Origin of the sequence: Parasedimentitalea huanghaiensis (assembly GCF_009753675.1) — a bacterium.
GTDB lineage: Bacteria > Pseudomonadota > Alphaproteobacteria > Rhodobacterales > Rhodobacteraceae > Parasedimentitalea > Parasedimentitalea huanghaiensis.
The window spans coordinates 276,171-293,463 of the sequence record NZ_WQLV01000002.1; the positions used below are offsets into that span (position 1 = coordinate 276,171).

17 protein-coding genes are annotated in these 17,293 nt (G+C 55.8%); 5 read left to right on the forward strand and 12 right to left on the reverse strand.

What is annotated here, in order from left to right; translation table 11 throughout:
• Positions 1-39: 39 nt before the first annotated feature.
• The 4 genes from GO984_RS05010 to pobA all read right to left on the reverse strand — a co-directional run bounded on the left by GO984_RS05010 (position 40) and on the right by pobA (position 3,685).
• A complete protein-coding gene (locus tag GO984_RS05010) occupies positions 40-801 on the reverse strand; it encodes an ABC transporter permease (RefSeq protein WP_157021461.1) in 762 nt (253 codons plus the stop codon).
• Entirely contained in the window at positions 798-1,727 is a 930-nt protein-coding gene (locus tag GO984_RS05015; protein WP_157021462.1) for an ABC transporter ATP-binding protein, read from the reverse strand. The genes GO984_RS05010 and GO984_RS05015 overlap by 4 nt, the downstream gene beginning before the upstream one ends.
• Before the next feature lie 114 nt (positions 1,728-1,841).
• Positions 1,842-2,369: an SRPBCC family protein gene (locus GO984_RS05020; protein ID WP_157021463.1), complete on the reverse strand. Its 528-nt coding sequence runs from the start codon at positions 2,367-2,369 to the stop codon at positions 1,842-1,844.
• A 134-nt stretch (positions 2,370-2,503) separates the two neighbouring features.
• Positions 2,504-3,685, reverse strand: coding sequence for a 4-hydroxybenzoate 3-monooxygenase (gene pobA / locus GO984_RS05025; RefSeq protein WP_157021464.1), 1,182 nt, complete (start codon positions 3,683-3,685; stop codon positions 2,504-2,506).
• A gap of 93 nt (positions 3,686-3,778) precedes the next feature.
• Here pobA and GO984_RS05030 point away from each other — a divergent pair, with 93 nt between their 5' ends.
• The 4 genes from GO984_RS05030 (at position 3,779) to GO984_RS05045 (ending at position 7,934) form a co-directional block, all read left to right on the forward strand.
• Complete coding sequence (locus GO984_RS05030; protein WP_157021465.1) at positions 3,779-4,696, forward strand: helix-turn-helix domain-containing protein; 918 nt, start codon at positions 3,779-3,781, stop codon at positions 4,694-4,696.
• A 63-nt stretch (positions 4,697-4,759) separates the two neighbouring features.
• On the forward strand, positions 4,760-5,944 hold the full coding sequence (locus GO984_RS05035) for a lipid-transfer protein (protein ID WP_157021466.1): 1,185 nt from the start codon (positions 4,760-4,762) through the stop codon (positions 5,942-5,944).
• 32 nt (positions 5,945-5,976) lie between these two features.
• Entirely contained in the window at positions 5,977-6,801 is an 825-nt protein-coding gene (locus GO984_RS05040) for an SDR family NAD(P)-dependent oxidoreductase (RefSeq protein WP_157021467.1), read from the forward strand.
• A 41-nt stretch (positions 6,802-6,842) separates the two neighbouring features.
• A complete protein-coding gene (locus GO984_RS05045; RefSeq protein ID WP_157021468.1) occupies positions 6,843-7,934 on the forward strand; it encodes a CaiB/BaiF CoA transferase family protein in 1,092 nt (363 codons plus the stop codon).
• A gap of 4 nt (positions 7,935-7,938) precedes the next feature.
• Here GO984_RS05045 and GO984_RS23335 read toward each other — a convergent pair whose 3' ends face one another.
• On the reverse strand, positions 7,939-8,106 hold the full coding sequence (locus GO984_RS23335; RefSeq protein WP_167740227.1) for a hypothetical protein: 168 nt from the start codon (positions 8,104-8,106) through the stop codon (positions 7,939-7,941).
• A 202-nt stretch (positions 8,107-8,308) separates the two neighbouring features.
• Complete coding sequence (gene hemE / locus GO984_RS05050) at positions 8,309-9,343, reverse strand: uroporphyrinogen decarboxylase (RefSeq protein WP_157021469.1); 1,035 nt, start codon at positions 9,341-9,343, stop codon at positions 8,309-8,311.
• A gap of 214 nt (positions 9,344-9,557) precedes the next feature.
• Between hemE and hemC the strand changes: the two genes are divergently transcribed.
• Positions 9,558-10,514, forward strand: coding sequence for a hydroxymethylbilane synthase (gene hemC, locus GO984_RS05055; protein WP_157021470.1), 957 nt, complete (start codon positions 9,558-9,560; stop codon positions 10,512-10,514).
• A gap of 67 nt (positions 10,515-10,581) precedes the next feature.
• Here hemC and GO984_RS05060 read toward each other — a convergent pair whose 3' ends face one another.
• From GO984_RS05060 to GO984_RS05085, 6 genes are all read right to left on the reverse strand, one after another.
• Positions 10,582-11,970, reverse strand: coding sequence for a tyrosine phenol-lyase (locus tag GO984_RS05060; RefSeq protein ID WP_157021471.1), 1,389 nt, complete (start codon positions 11,968-11,970; stop codon positions 10,582-10,584).
• A gap of 263 nt (positions 11,971-12,233) precedes the next feature.
• Positions 12,234-13,046, reverse strand: coding sequence for a glycoside hydrolase family 25 protein (locus tag GO984_RS05065; RefSeq protein ID WP_157021472.1), 813 nt, complete (start codon positions 13,044-13,046; stop codon positions 12,234-12,236).
• Between the two features lie 128 nt (positions 13,047-13,174).
• Positions 13,175-14,461, reverse strand: a complete 1,287-nt coding sequence (locus tag GO984_RS05070) for a TAXI family TRAP transporter solute-binding subunit (protein WP_157021473.1) — start codon at positions 14,459-14,461, stop codon at positions 13,175-13,177.
• A gap of 10 nt (positions 14,462-14,471) precedes the next feature.
• The gene (hemF, locus tag GO984_RS05075) at positions 14,472-15,365 is read right to left on the reverse strand and encodes an oxygen-dependent coproporphyrinogen oxidase (protein WP_157021848.1); all 894 of its coding nucleotides are present in this window, start codon (positions 15,363-15,365) and stop codon (positions 14,472-14,474) included.
• Between the two features lie 41 nt (positions 15,366-15,406).
• Positions 15,407-16,210: an SDR family NAD(P)-dependent oxidoreductase gene (locus GO984_RS05080; protein WP_157021474.1), complete on the reverse strand. Its 804-nt coding sequence runs from the start codon at positions 16,208-16,210 to the stop codon at positions 15,407-15,409.
• 77 nt (positions 16,211-16,287) lie between these two features.
• A complete protein-coding gene (locus GO984_RS05085) occupies positions 16,288-17,283 on the reverse strand; it encodes a class I SAM-dependent methyltransferase (protein WP_157021475.1) in 996 nt (331 codons plus the stop codon).
• Positions 17,284-17,293 lie beyond the last annotated feature (10 nt).

The following is a 17,293-nucleotide window of genomic DNA, read 5'->3' on the forward strand; positions in this document are numbered from 1 at the left end:
GCCTCCAGTCACCTCCTGATCACGCTACTTTTCAGCCCGTTACGAGCGAATGCGCCAGCCAGTTTTGAAAATCCACCAAATCACCGCAATACAGGCAACAGTAAAACCACCAATGGCCAGCAAACTTAGCGTGACCGGTACATCAGCCGTGTCAAAGAATGCCCAGCGAAAACCAGAGATCAAATAGACCACCGGATTAAACAGAGTAATTTTTTGCCAGATCGGCGGCAGCATCGAGATTGAATAGAACGACCCACCCAGGAAGACCAAAGGCGTCACAACCATCAGTGGGATCAACTGCAGCTGTTCAAAATTGCCGGCCCATATACCGATGATGAACCCCAATAACGCAAAGCTGAGGCACGTCAGCAGCATGAACAGGATCATTGCAAATGGGTGAGCAATGGGCAGATCCACAAACAGCGAGGCTGTCGCCAGAATCACCACCCCAATAAACAACGCTTTGGTTGCAGCTGCTCCCACATAGCCAAGCACGATCTCAAGAAAATTCACAGGTGCCGACAGCAACTCGTAAATGGTCCCTATAAATTTCGGGAAATAGATTCCAAACGAAGCATTCGAAATCGCCTGCGTCATCACACTCAGCATGATCAAACCCGGCACAATAAAGGCGCCATAATCAATGCCTTCGACTTGATCAATTCGACTGCCAATGGCAGCGCCAAACACAACGAAATACAAAGAGGTCGACAATACAGGCGATAGGAAACTCTGCGTGAGGGTGCGGAAGAAACGCGCCATTTCAAATCGGTAAATGGCGGCGATAGCGGTCCAGTTCATGCGGTTTCTCCGGATACAAGGCCGACAAAAATGTCTTCGAGGCTGGATTGACGGGTCTGGACATCTGCCAGCACAAGACCAGCCTGTGCGACATCATTCAACAGTGCGGTGATGCCAGTGCGTTCACCGCGGGTGTCATAGGTATAGACCAGTGCACCACCACCATTCACCAACTGCAAATCATGATGCGCCAGTGCGTCGGGCAGTACCGCCACGGGTTCAGTTAGCTGCACCTCCAGTTGCTTTTGCCCCATACGGGCCATGAGTTGCGCCTTTTCCTCGACCAACATCAACTTGCCCTCGGCAATCACCCCAACCCGATCAGCAATGGCTTCTGCCTCTTCGATGTAATGGGTGGTGAGGATGATCGTCACGCCAGAGGCCTTTAGCTCAGCAACGATCTCCCACATGTCTTTGCGCAGCTCAACATCCACCCCAGCGGTGGGTTCATCAAGAAACAGCACACGAGGCTCATGGCTGAGCGCTTTGGCGATCAAGACCCGGCGCTTCATGCCACCGGACAGCTCCATGATCCGGTTTTTGCGCTTATCCCACAGCGAAAGCTTGCGAAGAATATCCTCAAGCAGTGCGTCATTGCGTGACTTGCCAAACAATCCGCGTGAGAACCGCACCGTGTTCCAAACCGTTTCAAACGGCTCCAGATTGATTTCTTGTGGCACCAGTCCGATCAACGACCGCGCCGCACGAAAGTCATCAAGAATGTCATGCCCACCCACGGTTACACTGCCTGATGTTGGGGTGATGATACCACAAACTGTAGAAATCAGCGTCGTCTTGCCTGCCCCATTGGGGCCAAGCAGCGCCAGGATCTCGCCTTCTTCAATGTCGAGGCTGACGCTTTTCAGCGCTTCAAATCCGTCTGCATAAGATTTCCGCAAGTCGCGGATCGTGAGGATAGCAGGCATGACGCTCCCATTCTGAACTGATCAGTTTGGTTTACGTTATCCTGCACCCGTGGCAGCGACCAGAGGGGATATATACAAACGGAGCGCGCAGGTAGATGTGCATCTGTGCAGGGGTCAGCTGCGGGCTGTGATTTTCTTTAACCAACTCTTTTTTTGTTCACCCTCAGCAGCGTCAGAGGCTTCACCCTCCTCTTCATCCTGTTCCGGGGCCAAAGTATTCTGCAGGTTGGTAAAGAACTGATCCGCCATTTTTTTGGCAAACCCATCAATCAAGCGACTGCCCAATTGCGCCAGCTTGCCGCCAACTTTGGCTTCAACATCATAGGCCAGTAATGTGCCGGTTTCGCTGGCTGTCAGTGTTACCTCAGCACCGCCCTTGGCAAAGCCAGCCGCGCCACCTTTGCCTTCACCACTGATGGTCAGCTTTTCGCCCTCGACCAGATCCGACAGGGTAACCTGCCCTTTGAACGTCGCCTTCACCGGGCCGACTTTTTGCGTCACCGTCGCCTCAAACCCTTCCTTGGGGGAACCGGTCACCTCTTTCGCGCCGGGCACACAGGCTTTCAGGATCTCGGGGTTTAGCAGCGCTGCATAAACCGTGGCCGGATCTGCTGCGATCTCTTTTTGGTCACTCATATGCATGGCTGGCCCTCCGATGTACGTGCGATGCCGTCCACTCCTAACCGGAGCCCGACACCGCTGCCAAGTCTCGTACGACCAATTGGCTATACCAGATTGCTATGTCTGGTTCTGCTTAAGCTATGCCAGGCAAGCGGTCAGTAAGGCAGGCCTACATAGTTTTCCGCCATAGAGGCCAGCGCGGCATCCGACGAGAAAAGATAGTCGAGATCGGTGCGCTGCAATTGCTGGTCAACATCTTCGCTGTCTGGAAAACGGTGCAAAAGATTGGTCATCCACCACGAGAACCGTTGCGCTTTCCACACCCGTGCCAGCGCTTTTTCCGAATAGGCGTCCAGACCTGCGTCATCATCGTTCAGATAATGATCAACCAGACCGTGATACAGATAGTGAATGTCTGAGGCCGCCGAGTTCAATCCCTTGGCCCCGGTAGGAGGCACGATATGGGCGGCATCTCCAGCCAGAAATAGCTGACCGTAACGCATTGGTTCAGCTACAAAACTGCGCAATGGGGCAATGGATTTTTCAATTGACGGGCCAGTTTGCAGTGTTTCTGCCACGTCTTGCGGTAGTCGACTTTTTAACTCGGCCCAAAAAGCGTCATCAGACCATTGAGCAGCCGTGTCAGTGATCGGTACCTGAATGTAATACCGGCTGAGCAGCTGACTACGCATTGAACACAGGGCAAAACCGCGTTCATGACGGGCATAGATCAGCTCAGGTGACACGGGCTTGGTTTCAGACAGGACGCCCAACCACCCGAAGGGATAGACCTTTTCGTATTCTCGCAGAACATCCGAAGGGATCGCCTTGCGGCTGGCCCCGTGAAACCCATCTGCACCAACTATGTAGTCGCAATCAACGCGGTGAGTGGCGCCATCTTTGGCATAGGTCAGATAGGGTGCGGCGCTTTTGAGATCAAACAACGCCACATCCCGTGCATTGTGAATCACCACTCCATCCATGTCGGCGCGTGCCTGATACAGGTCACGCGTCACTTCGGTCTGGCCATAGACCAACACAGAATTACCGCCAGTGTGCCTGGCCAGATCCACGCGGTCCATACGCCCCTGATGTGCGATGTATACACCATCATGGATTTCACCTTCGGCATCCATACGGTCACCGCAGCCCGCCTCGCGCATTAGATTGGCAAAACCGTGCTCCAGAACACCCGCACGAATACGGCCCAGCACATAATCGCGGCTGTGTTTCTCCAGAACCACTGTATCGATCCCGCGGCGGTGCAGCAGTTGCGACAACAATAGGCCCGACGGCCCGCCACCGATGATTCCAACTTGTGTTCTTATGACTGACATCCGCGCGCCCTTTTCTTGATCTAGACCATAACATGCCCCGCATGTGCAGCTTTGCGAATAGACCAAGCGTGCAATTACTTGTACATTTCGAACATGAACGCAAAAAGTCACATTCAAAGCTACAGCCTGTTTGGTGAGACATCTGAACTGGAAGACGAGCTGCATGTTGAAAGCATCCGAGCGCGCTCCAAACGGCACAACTGGGAGCTAAAGCCACATCGACACGCGCGATTGCACCAACTGCTGTTTCTCACCGGTGGCGGCGGCGAGGTCGAACTGGATGGGCGCAGCTTAGCACTGCCGCCGCCCTGCATCGTCAACGTACCACGCGGCGTGGTACATGGATTTCAGTTTGCTCCGGGCACTGCGGGAACGGTCGTAACCCTGACCTCACATCTGTTTGACCACTGTCTCACCAACAGTGATAGGCTGCGCGCTGCGTTGAGTAACGCTGTCGTTCTAGCCCAACCGCCAAACCTGGACAGCCTTACCAAGGGAATTGAAGAAGAGTATCACGTTCCGGGGTTTGGCCGCACTGAAGTTCTCAGAGGACTGGCAGGCGCGATTTTGGCAAGGGTCGCACGTTGCATTGATCAAACCTTGGACAACGGCGAAAAAGGCCAAAGTAATCCCTTGTTCGCGCGTTTCGAAATACTACTGGAACGGGATTTTCGATTACGGCGCAGTTTGGCTGACTACGCAGCCGAACTGGCGGTTTCACCAACCCATTTGAACCGTATCGTGCAACGCTCTACCGGACACTCTGCCTCGCAGCTGGTCAATGACCGGGTCCTGCGAGAGGCGCGGCGGTTGCTGATCTATACCAATCTGACAGCGGCGGAGGTCGCCTATGATCTAGGTTTTTCTGATCCAGCGCATTTCAGCCGGGTGTTCACAAATGGCACAGGTGTCGCTCCGGGTATTTTCCGCCGCCAGATCGAAGCTGGGGCCACTGCACCCAAACAAACCGTGACGCAGAGTAATTCAAACCCGACGCGGGGTGAAACTTGACAGTTCCACGCCGTGCGGGCCGGGTACCGAACAAATATTGTGAGTACCAAAGGACCATGTGCCATGAGTGAAAAAGCTGTCGTTGCCGGGGTTGGTATGACCAAATTTGTCAAACCCGGGCAAAATGATCCTTACCCACAGATGGGTGCAGCGGCGATCAATGATGCACTGGCGGATGCCGGGATCAACTATGATGCAGTACAGCAAGCCTATGCGGGCTATACCTATGGAGACAGTACCTGTGGCCAGACAGTAATCTATAAGGTTGGCATGACCGGCATTCCGGTCATCAACGTCAATAACAACTGCTCAACGGGATCAACCGCATTGTTTCTGGCCCGCCAGGCGGTTGAGAGCGGCGCAGTTGACGTGGCTCTGGCACTCGGGTTTGAACAGATGCAGCCCGGTGCGCTGGGGTCACATTGGACAGATCGTCCGAGCCCATTTGATGCCTTTGACGCCGAGACAGATACCTTGGTTGGACATCCCGAAATTCCTCTGGCGCTGCGTTACTTTGGCGGTGCTGGTAAAGCTCATATGGAGAAATACGGATCAACCCTGACTGATCTGGCCCGCATCCGGGCCAAGGCCAGTCGCCATGCGGTGAACAATCCGCTAGCCCTGTTTAGAAAAGAGCTCAGCCCCGAGGACGTGCTGGAAGCGCCAATGATATGGGAGGGAGTGATGACCCGTCTGATGGCCTGCCCGCCGACCTGTGGGGCCGCTGCCGCCATTGTAGTCAGCGATCGGTATGCCCGTGCCCACGGGTTGGACAACACAGTGCAAATCATCGGTCAAGCGATGACCACTGACACACCCAGCACCTTTGACAGCCACGACATGATGCGGTTGGTGGGTTACGACATGACCGCCGCTGCTGCTGCCCAAGTATACGAACAAACCGGCATTGGCGCGCAGGATGTCGACGTCATCGAACTACATGACTGTTTCGCCCATAACGAAATTATCACCTACGAAGGCCTGGGTCTATGCGCTGAGGGCGGTGCCAGCCAGTTTATCGCAGACGGCGATAACAGCTATGGTGGAACGTATGTCACCAACCCTTCTGGCGGGTTGCTCTCCAAGGGCCACCCACTGGGCGCCACCGGGTTGGCTCAGTGTTATGAACTGACCCGGCAATTACGCGGTTCAGCCGGACTGACCCAAGTCGAAGGCGCACGCACCGCGCTACAGCATAACCTGGGACTGGGTGGCGCCTGTGTGGTCACCATGTATCAGGCGCAATAGCATAACCCGACAAGGCATAAGGAACTGAAACAATGACAAAGCTCTTGGATAAAACCGCTTATGTGACTGGCGCAGGCCGTGGTATTGGACGTGCCATCGCGTTAAAACTGGCCGCAGATGGCGCCAACCTGGTGATCAACGATCTGGATGCTGACCCCGCCAATGCGGTGGTGGCTGAAATCAGGGAGATGGGTGGCAAAGCCATTGCCGTCGCTGGATCGGTGAGTGCTGAGGGCTTTGCCGAAAGTTTCATTCAGGGCGGTATCGATCGCTTTGGCGGTGTCGATATCATCGTCAACAACGCAGGATACACTTGGGATGCGCTGATCGGGAAAATGTCAGATGCACAGTTTGATGCAATGATGGACGTCCACCTGAAAGCCCCGTTCCGCATCCTGCGCGCAGCCACGCCTTTCATCACCGAAGCCGCGACCCAAGAGGCCGCCGAGGGCCGCGAGGTCTTCCGCAAGGTGGTCAACATTTCATCCGTAGCAGGCACCGGTGGCAATCCCGGTCAGGCCAACTACGCAGCCGCCAAGGCTGGGGTTCTGGGGCTTACCAAAACGCTGGCCAAGGAATGGGGACGCTACAAAGTCAATGTGAACGCCGTGGCCTTTGGCATGATTGCCACCCGCCTGACCGCAGCCACCGCCGAGAAAGAAATGATCACGGTTGACGGCAATCAGGTTGGTGTCGGCATTCCGCAAAAGGTTGTTCAGGGAGTAGAGTCGATGATCCCAATGCGCCGGGCTGGCACCGTCGAAGAAGCTGCCGGTGGGGTCTATCTGTTTTGCATTCCAGAAAGCAATTATGTCTCCGGCCAGACCCTGATTGTTGGTGGCGGTTTATCATTCTGACCGCCTGCAAAACGGCAAATTCCAAAGGAAAGGTCCACTAGATGCTAAACGGTATCCGCATTGTCGAAGTTGAAGGTCTGGGCCCTGGCCCGTTTACGGCCATGTTGCTGGCCGATCTTGGGGCGGATGTGATCTGCGTCCATCGCAAGGGCGGCACGGTGACGCCCGGGATGCCAGAACACTCCATCTTGGATCGCGGCAAGCGTTCGATCGAACTGGACCTGAAAAACAGTGCCGACATAGAAACCTTCAAATCATTGGTGGCAACAGCAGATGGATTGATCGAAGGGTTTCGCCCCGGTGTGATGGAGAAATTGGGGCTGGGTCCAGATGTTTGTTTGGCCACAAACCCAGCGCTGGTATTTGGCCGCATGACCGGCTGGGGACAGGACAGCGCGCTCTCACACACCGCCGGGCATGATCTCAACTATATCTCGCTGTCTGGCGCGCTCTGGTATGGATCCGCCCCCGGCGACGTGCCCCTGACACCAGCCACGCTTGTTGGTGATATTGGTGGCGGAGCAATGTATCTGGCGGTTGGGATGCTGGCGGCCATCCTAAAAGCCAAAGCCACCGGTGAAGGCTGCATAGTCGATGCCGCCATCTATGATGGCTCGGCCCACATGATGAACCTGCTGCTAACCATGCGCCAAACCGGAAACTTTGGCGTCACCCGCGGTCAGAACCTGCTGGATGGTCCACATTGGAGCCGCACCTACCGCTGCGGCGACGGCGGCTTTATCTCGGTACAATGCCTTGAGCCTAAGTTCTATGCCGAGTTCCTGCGCCTGATGGGCCTCAGCGAAGACGCCGATTTTCAACACCAGTTTGACCGCAACATCTGGACCACCCTCTGCGATCGGCTGACCGGGATGTTTGCCAGCCAGCCGCGTGATCACTGGGCAGCACTGTTTGATGGGTCTGATGCCTGTGTTGCGCCGGTGCTCAACCCCGAAGAAGCCATGGCACATCCAATGAACAGCCGCGCCACCTGGGTCGAAGCACAGGGCGCACTACAGGCCGCCCCAGCACCTCGGTTTTCTGGTCAACCCGACTGGGTTGCCCCAGCGAGTCCTACACGCGGACAACATACTGACAAGATCCTTTCAGAACTGGCCCCAAAGACCCACTAGGAGCTCAGCCCTGTTTCTTGGCCTCAGCCGCTGCTTTCATTCGCGCCAGCAATTCAGCCTTGGTTGCACTCTGTCCAAACGGGTTCTTACTGCTTCCCTTGGCATTGTGTTCTTTGTGCCGAGGCGCGTTTGTGCCCTTTTTCTGGGGGCCGCCTGTCTTGCTGTAATCCATGATACCGCCCTTTCAACTGGCATTTGATTGGGCGCTCATGCCTGAAACTGCGCCTCACAACAAGGCAAAGTGCTGATTTGATCCGTTTTCATCTAGCCTGAAATATCCCGGGGGCGAGCAGGCATCTTGGAAGCTGTCCAGCGGACAGTTTCGCCTGAGAGCGGGCGGAGCCCACGAGGGGCTAGCCCCTCGCTCTTTCAGGTCAACCTTCGCGTACGGTGTCGATCATCAACTGCACGTTGGCCGGATCTGCGTCCGGTGTAATGCCATGCCCCAGGTTAAAGATATGCGCGCCACCCTTGAACGCCTTTACGATGGCTCGGGTCTCATCCACCAGATCCTGACCACCCGTCACCATGTGACGCGAGGCCAGATTGCCCTGCACACAGCCATCAACCTGCACATTGGCAGCGGCCCACTCGGGAGACACCGAATTGTCCAGCGCCACACAATCAACGCCTGTGGCCTTGGCAAAGCCAATGTATTTATCACCTGCTTCACGCGGGAACCCGATGATCGGGACACTGGGATGGCGCGCCTTTAATGCGGCTGTGATCATCCGTGCAGGTTCCAGAGCGTATTTCTGAAATGCATCCCCCTTCAATGACCCTGCCCAGCTGTCAAAGATCTTGACCACTTCAGCACCCGCTTCGATTTGCATCGACAGGTATTCAATCGTCGCAGCTGTAATCCGCTCCAGCAGGGCTTCGAACAGGGCGTTATTCTCTTGCCGCAATAGATGTGCAGGCCCCTGATCCGGAGTTCCCCGTCCAGCGATCATATAGGTCGCTACAGTCCATGGCGCACCCGCAAAACCGATCAATGTGGTCTCACTGGGCAATTCACGCGACAGCAGTTTCACCGTCTCATAAATTGGGTTCAGCACCTCGTGGATGTCCGAAACCGGACCCAGCTTATCAAAATCGGCCTGCGTGGTCACCGTAGACAGCCGCGGCCCCTCGCCTGTGACAAACCAAAGATCTGCGCCCAGCGCCTGTGGTACCAACAGGATATCAGCAAACAGAATCGCGGCGTCAAAGCCGTAACGCCGGATCGGCTGTAGGGTCACTTCGGTGGCCAGCTCAGGATTATAACACAGCTTTAGAAAATCGCCGGCCTGCGCGCGGGTGGCGCGATATTCGGGCAGGTACCGCCCAGCTTGGCGCATCATCCAGATCGGTGGGACGTCTTGTTGTTCACCCGCAAGTGCTTTCAGCAGCGTTTTCGTCTCAGCCATGTCATTCCTCATCTGTCGCTTGATGCCTGAGGTCAGGCTTTAACGACGCTTTGTCAAGGTAAAGCCCACCAATCGCGGCCTCCTGCCCCATGGGTGCGAAATAAGCTTTCCCATCGCACCTTATCTTTGTCCTATGTCAAAGCAGACGACTATCGGCTGCGGCAGATGCAATAGCAGTTTCCACCGGATGCAAAAATACTTTAAGGCTGACGCCATGACATTGACGCTACCCTCCCCCGCCTCACCGCTCAAAATCGGCACCCGTGGTTCACCGCTTGCTCTGGCGCAAGCCTACGAGACCCGCCGCCGTCTGGGCGCTGCCTTTGATTTGCCCGAAGCAGCGTTTGAGATCGTCATCATCAAGACCACAGGCGACAATCAGGCCCTGATCGCAGCTGACAAGCCGCTGAAAGAGCTGGGCGGTAAAGGTTTGTTCACCAAAGAGATCGAAGAGGATCTGCTGTCGGGTGCCATCGACATCGCAGTGCATTCGATGAAGGACATGCCAGTGGCCCAACCCGAAGGGCTGTTACTAGATACCTATCTGCCACGCGAAGACGTACGCGATGCCTTTGTTTCACCCGGCAACTCGTCTCTGGCTAAACTCGCTGCCGGGGCCGTGGTTGGCACCTCGTCGCTGCGCCGCCGCGCACAACTGCTGAACCGCCGCCCTGATCTGAAAGTGGTGGAGTTCCGCGGCAACGTGCAGACACGGCTGAAAAAACTGGGCGATGGCGTTGCGGATTGTACCTTCCTTGCCATGGCCGGCCTGAACCGGCTGGGCATGAAGGATGTTCCCGCCACTGCCGTAAGTGTCGAAGATATGTTGCCCGCCGTTGCACAGGGTGCCATCGGTATTGAACGTCGTGGCGATGACAGTGCCACCGCTGAACTGCTGGCTGCTCTCCACCACGCAGAAACCGGCCAGCGCTTGGCGGCAGAACGTGCGTTCCTGGCGGCACTGGATGGGTCCTGCGAAACGCCCATCGCAGCATTGGCTGAATTGGACGGCTCCACCCTGCGGCTACGTGGCGAAGTTCTGCGCCCGGACGGAAGCGAATCCATCGCAGCGGATGAGACATGTGCAGTTGAAGATGGTGCTGCACTGGGTCGCGAGATGGCTGCAAACCTGCTGAAACGCGCTGGTGAGGGCTTCTTTGACTGGCGTTGATCAGCTCAAAAGCAAACACAACATATTGAAAAAAGGGAGCGACGACGCCGCTCCCTTTTTTGTTCCTCTACCCTTCGACTGGCTCAAACTTACCACGGAAGAAGCGCAGGTATTCAGGCTCGTAGGTGAACTTCAGGCCTTTGATCTCGCTCGCCTGCTTCATCACGCGTTCAACACTTTCGGCGACCACATCCATATGGGCCTGCGTGTAGACTCGTCTTGGCAGGGTCAGACGCACCAGCTCCAGTTTAGGCATGAAGTTTTCACCAGTTTCCTTGCTACGCCCAGCTGACACAGCACCACGCTCCATCACCCGAACACCTGCATCAACATACAGGGCTGCGGCCAAGGCCTGAGCCGGGAACTGATCTTGCGGGATATGCGGCAGGATTGCCCGCGCATCCAGGAACACCGCATGGCCGCCAATGGGGTTCACAATTGGCACCCCCATCATCTTGAGCTTGTTGCCCAGGTATTCAACCTGACCAACCCGCGCCGAAATGTGATCATCCTGTACGCTTTCGGTGATGCCGATCGCCAGCGCCTCCATATCGCGGCCGGCCATGCCGCCGTAGGTGTGCAGCCCCTCATAGACCACAACAAGGTTACAGGCCTTCTCGTAGATGCTGTCATCGTTCATTGCCAAGAAACCACCGATGTTGACCAAAGCGTCTTTCTTGGACGACATGGTCGCCGCATCGGTCAGATCACACAGCTCATAGACAATTTCGCGGATCGATTTGTCGCGATACCCATCTTCGCGCTGCTGAATGAAAAAGGCGTTTTCAGCGACGCGGGTCATATCGTGCACCAACAGGACATTGTTCGCATCACACCAAGCGCGAACCTCTTTCAGGTTGGCCATCGAAATAGGTTGGCCACCGGCCATGTTCACACAGGTGGCAATACAGACATAGGGGATCTTATCTGCGCCAACCTCTTTGGCCAGCGCCTCTAGCTTGGCGATATCTACGTTCCCCTTGAACGGGTAGTCAGACGCTGGATCATGGGCCTCATCCACGATCACATCGACAAAGGTTGCCCCGGCCAGTTCTTGATGCAGGCGTGTCGTGGTGAAGTACATATTGCCCGGCACATAGTTTCCGTCCGCGATCAGGATCTGTGACAGAATATTTTCTGCCCCACGGCCCTGATGGGTTGGTACTGTGTATTTGTAGGAATAGTATTCCTCGACGGCATCGCGCATTTTGTAGAAGTTGGCACTGCCGGCATAGGCCTCGTCCCCTGCCATCATGCCAGCCCACTGACGGTCCGACATCGCACCGCAACCGGAATCGGTCAGCAGGTCGATATAGACATCCTCGGACGGTAGAAGAAAGGTATTGTATCCCGCCTCCACAATCGCCGCTTGGCGCTCAGACTCAGTGGTCATTTTCAGGGGCTCGACCATTTTGATTTTATAAGGTTCGGCCCAGCTACGGTTTTGCAAAGTCATTTTATGGCTCCAGTTTCAACGTCACATGAGTGGGTATCGTGGAGCCTCGAGGAGGTGTGCCACGGATAACCCGTGGCATTTCATCCCTCCGGCGCATGGTGCGCTTGAGTGGCCAAGTAAAACGCTAGCGGCGGATTTTCTAACGCACAAGCGCCTGCAAACACGGCCGGACGAAATGTCGCAATCATCCGCACTGGCCATTTAACATGTTATGTTAAAACACCAATTCCTCTCGGCTCGACGAACTGATCCGCAAATCAAATCTATTGGAGTGATTGACCACTCCACTGCAGCCAGCTTTCCGGGCTGCCTCTAAACACGTTCACATCCACATCGCCTTCAACACCTGGCACCCTGCCAGTGCCGCTGTATTGCCAGAAGTTCCAAGAGGCTCCGGGGTAGACTTGGGCTGGATGACCGGCAACAGAGCGCAACCAAAATTCTGTTCCCGGCAACCGGCCGATCCCGGTATCCTGATAGAAATCCACGGTAGTATAAACAACCGGGCGACGCCCGTAGTGGGCCTCCAACATGCTCAGAAACAGCGTCGCTTCGCGCCGGATATGTGAACCGTCTGGGCGTTTGGTGCAGGTCGGAGAATGCGGGGTCCATTCCATGTCCAGCACATGCGGCAGCGCGTTTGCTTCGCGCGGCACATGTTTGATAAACCAGCGCGCCTGTTGTGCGGCGGGACGGCAAAAGTAGAAATAATGATAGGCCCCACGGGGCACCCCAGCTTGGCGCGAGGCGCGCCAGTAACTATCGAACTTTGGATCTGCCACATCACCGCCTTCAGTCGCTTTGATGTAGGCAAAGGACACCCCGGCTGACCTGGCCTGCCGCCAGTTGATGTCACCCTGCCAACGCGATACGTCGATACCATGGATTGGATAGGATGTTGGCTTGCGCCGTTCCCAGTCATAGGGATCACTGTCTCCGAACCGGGGATAGGTCACCAATTGAGCGACAGCCGTACCTGTCGAGGCAGGCACAGCCTGCACCAGTTCAGGTTCAACCCTGCGACCACAGCTGACCAGAATTGACACGGCTACAATCAGATAAATAACTTTACGCATAAACCTGCCTTACCAAAGCGACACCAAAACGGAGCACTAGGTCCAACATAGCTCGGACTGGGAGATCGCTTAGTTTTTTGATGACTATCGGCGGGGTTTCGCTCTCAATCAGTATGTTAGCGCCCTGCCTAAAAGGCCACCGCCTCTTGCTGTGCAGAAATGCGTTTGCGTACCAATTCTATATGGATGCGAGCATTGTAGGCCGTTTGCCGGTACAGAGGTGGCAGACGGACCTGTGCAAGCCTTTCATCCAGTTCAACCAAACGCTGGTCCATCTCTACCAACAAGGACAAATCCGGAGCCTGAGCCAGGTCATCCTCGATCTGTTTGATTTCTGGGTAGTGTTGCAACACCCGCCAACGCATTAAAAACGCATAGAGCGAAGGCACGGCCCGCAGCATTGGAAGCAACAGGAACAGAATAGGCAACATGAGCAGGAACAACCGATTGACCTGCGCCGCCATCCAGTAGGGCAACCAGTCATGCCAAGTCGAGGGGCCATTCAAGATCAATTGGCGCGCTGCATTGTTCACGGACAGGCCTGTCCCTTCGACTGAGGGAAACTGACCTTGGTCCGTGATAATGTCCCGAGCGCTGTGCAACTCGATAGCTGCCATGGTCAATCGATTGACCAAGGCCGGGTGCAGGCCATCGCTGATCGCCAAGCGAGCCTCAAGCGCCAGTAACTGGCGCGGCACAGGGGGGACCACAGGCTTCAGGGAAATCGCGCCGGTCGGCACTGTCACTGTATTGGCATAATTCAGGCGTCGAGATATTGCCTCGCTATAGTCCAGCGGCAACAAACGTATCCTGTGATCTGCATAGGCTGCCACCAGATATGGGGCGTCAATTGGTGCAACAAAAACAGCGACATCAATGGTGCCCTTTATCAGCGCCGAAACGGCATCGCTGTAGCCCATATCAAAATGCTGGTTCAATGACGGGCGCAAACCAACCGCCGTTTGAAAGTCATCAAAGGCGGCCGCAGTGCCAGATCCAAGCCGCCCACTGCTGATGCGCAGATCTGACCACAATGCTGGATTGGCCGGGACTTCGATATCCTGCCGGGTCAGGAACACCATCGGTTCAAAGAAAATAGCACCGATGGCTTCAGTGCTTTGCCCTTGCACCCCAATACCACCCTGAAGAAATGCCGCATCAACCTGTGTGGTTTCGATCAGGCCCGCATTCTCGGCAGACCCGGCGGTGTCGACAACAACAAGATCAATCCCATCACGGGCCAAAATGGCACGGTAGCGCCCTGCTAACTGATGATAGGCCCCTCCAGAGGGACCTGCTGCCAATGTCATGACAATCGGCGGATGTAGACGAAACAGCATCACAACAGATCCGGTTAGGATAGCCGCAACCCCCAAAAGGGCCCAAAACCGGGTGTTGTTCAGCCGCTTCAGCATCTGCTGCTTCTTATATCCACTTGGCCAGAGGTGGCAGACTCATCAGCACGGCATTGGCGTCATGGCCTGTTTCAAGGCCGAATTTGGTTCCCCGGTCATAGACCAGATTATATTCAGCATAGAGCCCACGATGCACCAGCTGGGCCTCTTTGTCGGCGTCCGACCAATTCTGCACCCGGCGCTTTTCCACCAAGGGGACAAAAGCGGGGAGGAATGCACGGCCGATGTCTTGTGTCAGGGCAAAATCCTGTGCCCAGTCGCCACTGTTGCGGTCATCCATAAAGATGCCGCCAACACCACGGGCGCGATTGCGATGCGGTATATAGAAGTACTCGTCCGCCCAGGCTTTCAACTCCGGATAAAGACGCTCGCCATGCGGATCCAAATGCTCTTTTTGCTGGCCGTGGAAATGCGCCGTGTCTTCGTCATATTCGATGCAGGGGTTCAGGTCCGACCCACCGCCAAACCACCAGGCATGCGGCGTCCAGAACATCCGAGTGTTCATATGTACGGCTGGCGCATGCGGGTTCTGCATGTGCGCCACCAAAGAAATACCCGAGGCCCAGAACCGTGGGTCGTCTTTCATCCCTGGAATGCCTTTGCGGGCTGCCATCGCATTTTGCGCCCGTTCGCCCAGTGTACCGTAAACTTCAGAGACATTGACGCCGACCTTTTCGAACACCCGACCGCCCCGCATCACGCTCATCAGGCCTCCGCCAGCGTCTGACCCGTCATCTGAGGTACGTGTGGTTTCAGACACCTCAAACCGGCCCGGCGTCTGGTCGGACAAAGGCCCGTCAGCATGGCTGTCTTCCAGCCCCTCAAACGCCGCTACGATTTGATCGCGCAATGTACGGAACCACGCGGCAGCCTGGGCTTTTTCGGTCTTCATTTCGCTACTCATAGAAAGTTCTTTCAATTAAGCTGCCAGTTGAACTTACCCGGCTAGTGCACAGGCGCATCCACTGGATCCAGCAAAGTGCGACCACCATCAAGCGTCACAATTTGCCCGGTCATAAAACTTGAGGCCTCAGACGCCAAAAACTGGGCCGTTTCGGTCAGTTCGGTTGGCGAAGCGATACGCCCCAACGGTGTGTGGTCTTCGATATCTTCACGATAGGAACGGTTGTCACGCAGGACGGCCTTTAACGAGGCACTCATCACCGAGCCAAAGGCGATGCTGTTGACCCGGATCCGATGTGGCGCCATCGCCACCGACAGGGATCGTGTCATCTGGTCCATCGCAGCCGAGGACACGGAATAGGCCATCAGTTCCGGGTGGGTCCGGCGGGCTGCAATTGATGACAGGTTGACGATAGACCCAAGCGGGCCCTGCGACTCGCGGCCTTCCCCCTGCTTAATCATCCGTTTCGCCACCTGCTGCGACAGCCGCAAGGTTGGCAGCAAGTTCTCAGTCAACAACATATGGGTAGAATCATCTTCTGGATCCAGCGGATCGCTGGTCACCACCTGACGGGCTCCGTTGACCAGAATATCAATCTGATCAAAGGCATCAATGGTGGCTGACAACAGATTGGCAATGGTCAATCGTTCTCGCAGATCGCCGGCAAAATACCGTGTGCTGCTGTCTTCGGGCTGGCTGCCCAATTCGCGGATCAGGCCTGCCTCATCCGCATCGGCAAACATTACGTTCGCTCCTGCAGCCGCAAACTGTTTACCGATGGCCAAACCAATACCATTGGCAGCGCCGGTCACGATGGCTGTTTTGCCGGAAATGGAAAAAGACATATACAGCCTCCGTCAGGATCATTCAGGCGGCAGGTTAGACCGCATTTGTCAGCTTGGAAACAGCCGCGTAACCCGCGCTACCGGCGTTGACGTTTTGGCCGGAAGGCATGCAACACCTTGAAACGGTTATCCCCCGCAATTTCCGAGACCTGTACAAACAGCTCCCCAAGGATTGTCTCATAAGGCAGGTGCCGGTTTGCTACTAGCCACAGGCTCCCCGAGGGCGACAACACCCGCGCAGCGGTTGCAATAAAGGCCTGCCCAAGCGAGGGCTCGGCGCTACGGCCAGTATGAAACGGCGGGTTCATGATCACACCATCCAACAGATGCGGAGGCTTCCACTGACGCGCGTCGGCCCAATGGAATTCAGCGCGCGGGTCGCTGACGTTACGCTGGGCACAGGCCAGTGATGTGTGGTCCGCTTCTATCAAATGCAGTTTTTCGATGACGTCATCACGCTGCAGCAGTTGCGCTGAGAGATATCCCCAGCCAGCACCAAGATCCGCCAGAGTGCGGCCAAGCTTTGTCGGCAGCGCTTCAGCCAGCAAGCGAGAAGCCGGATCAATGCCATCCGCCGAAAACACACCCGGAGCGGTGGCATAGCCATCGACGCTGGCAAATTCATCGACGTGCCAATCGGCAAAAACCTGCCCATCAGCCTCTACCCAGAACACTTTACCATGCGCCTTTGAGATCGGAGAAGACGGTTCGGTCAGCTTGCGCGCTGCTTTGAGCACCGAATCTATGCCATCGGTTTTGGCTCCATCGATCAAAACCGGACCAGAACTTAAGGCCACAGCCTGCGCAATCAAGTGCCGCGCCAGTGCCTTAGCCCGAGGCAAGAACACTATCGCGGCTGCGATTTCTGTGTCAGCTTCCAGGGCAGCAACACAGTCGTAACCACGGGCGACAAAAATATCGTGATCCGGGCGCATAGGCTGCACCACCAGTACTTGTTCGCGAGGTAGCACCGACAGGTCGTGTTCCTCGCGCGGATGAAACACTGAGATCTTGCCACTTTCTGGCACGGCAAAGCCACCTGACTCGATAGCCAGGGAAAGACGGATGGACATCAGAGGAGCC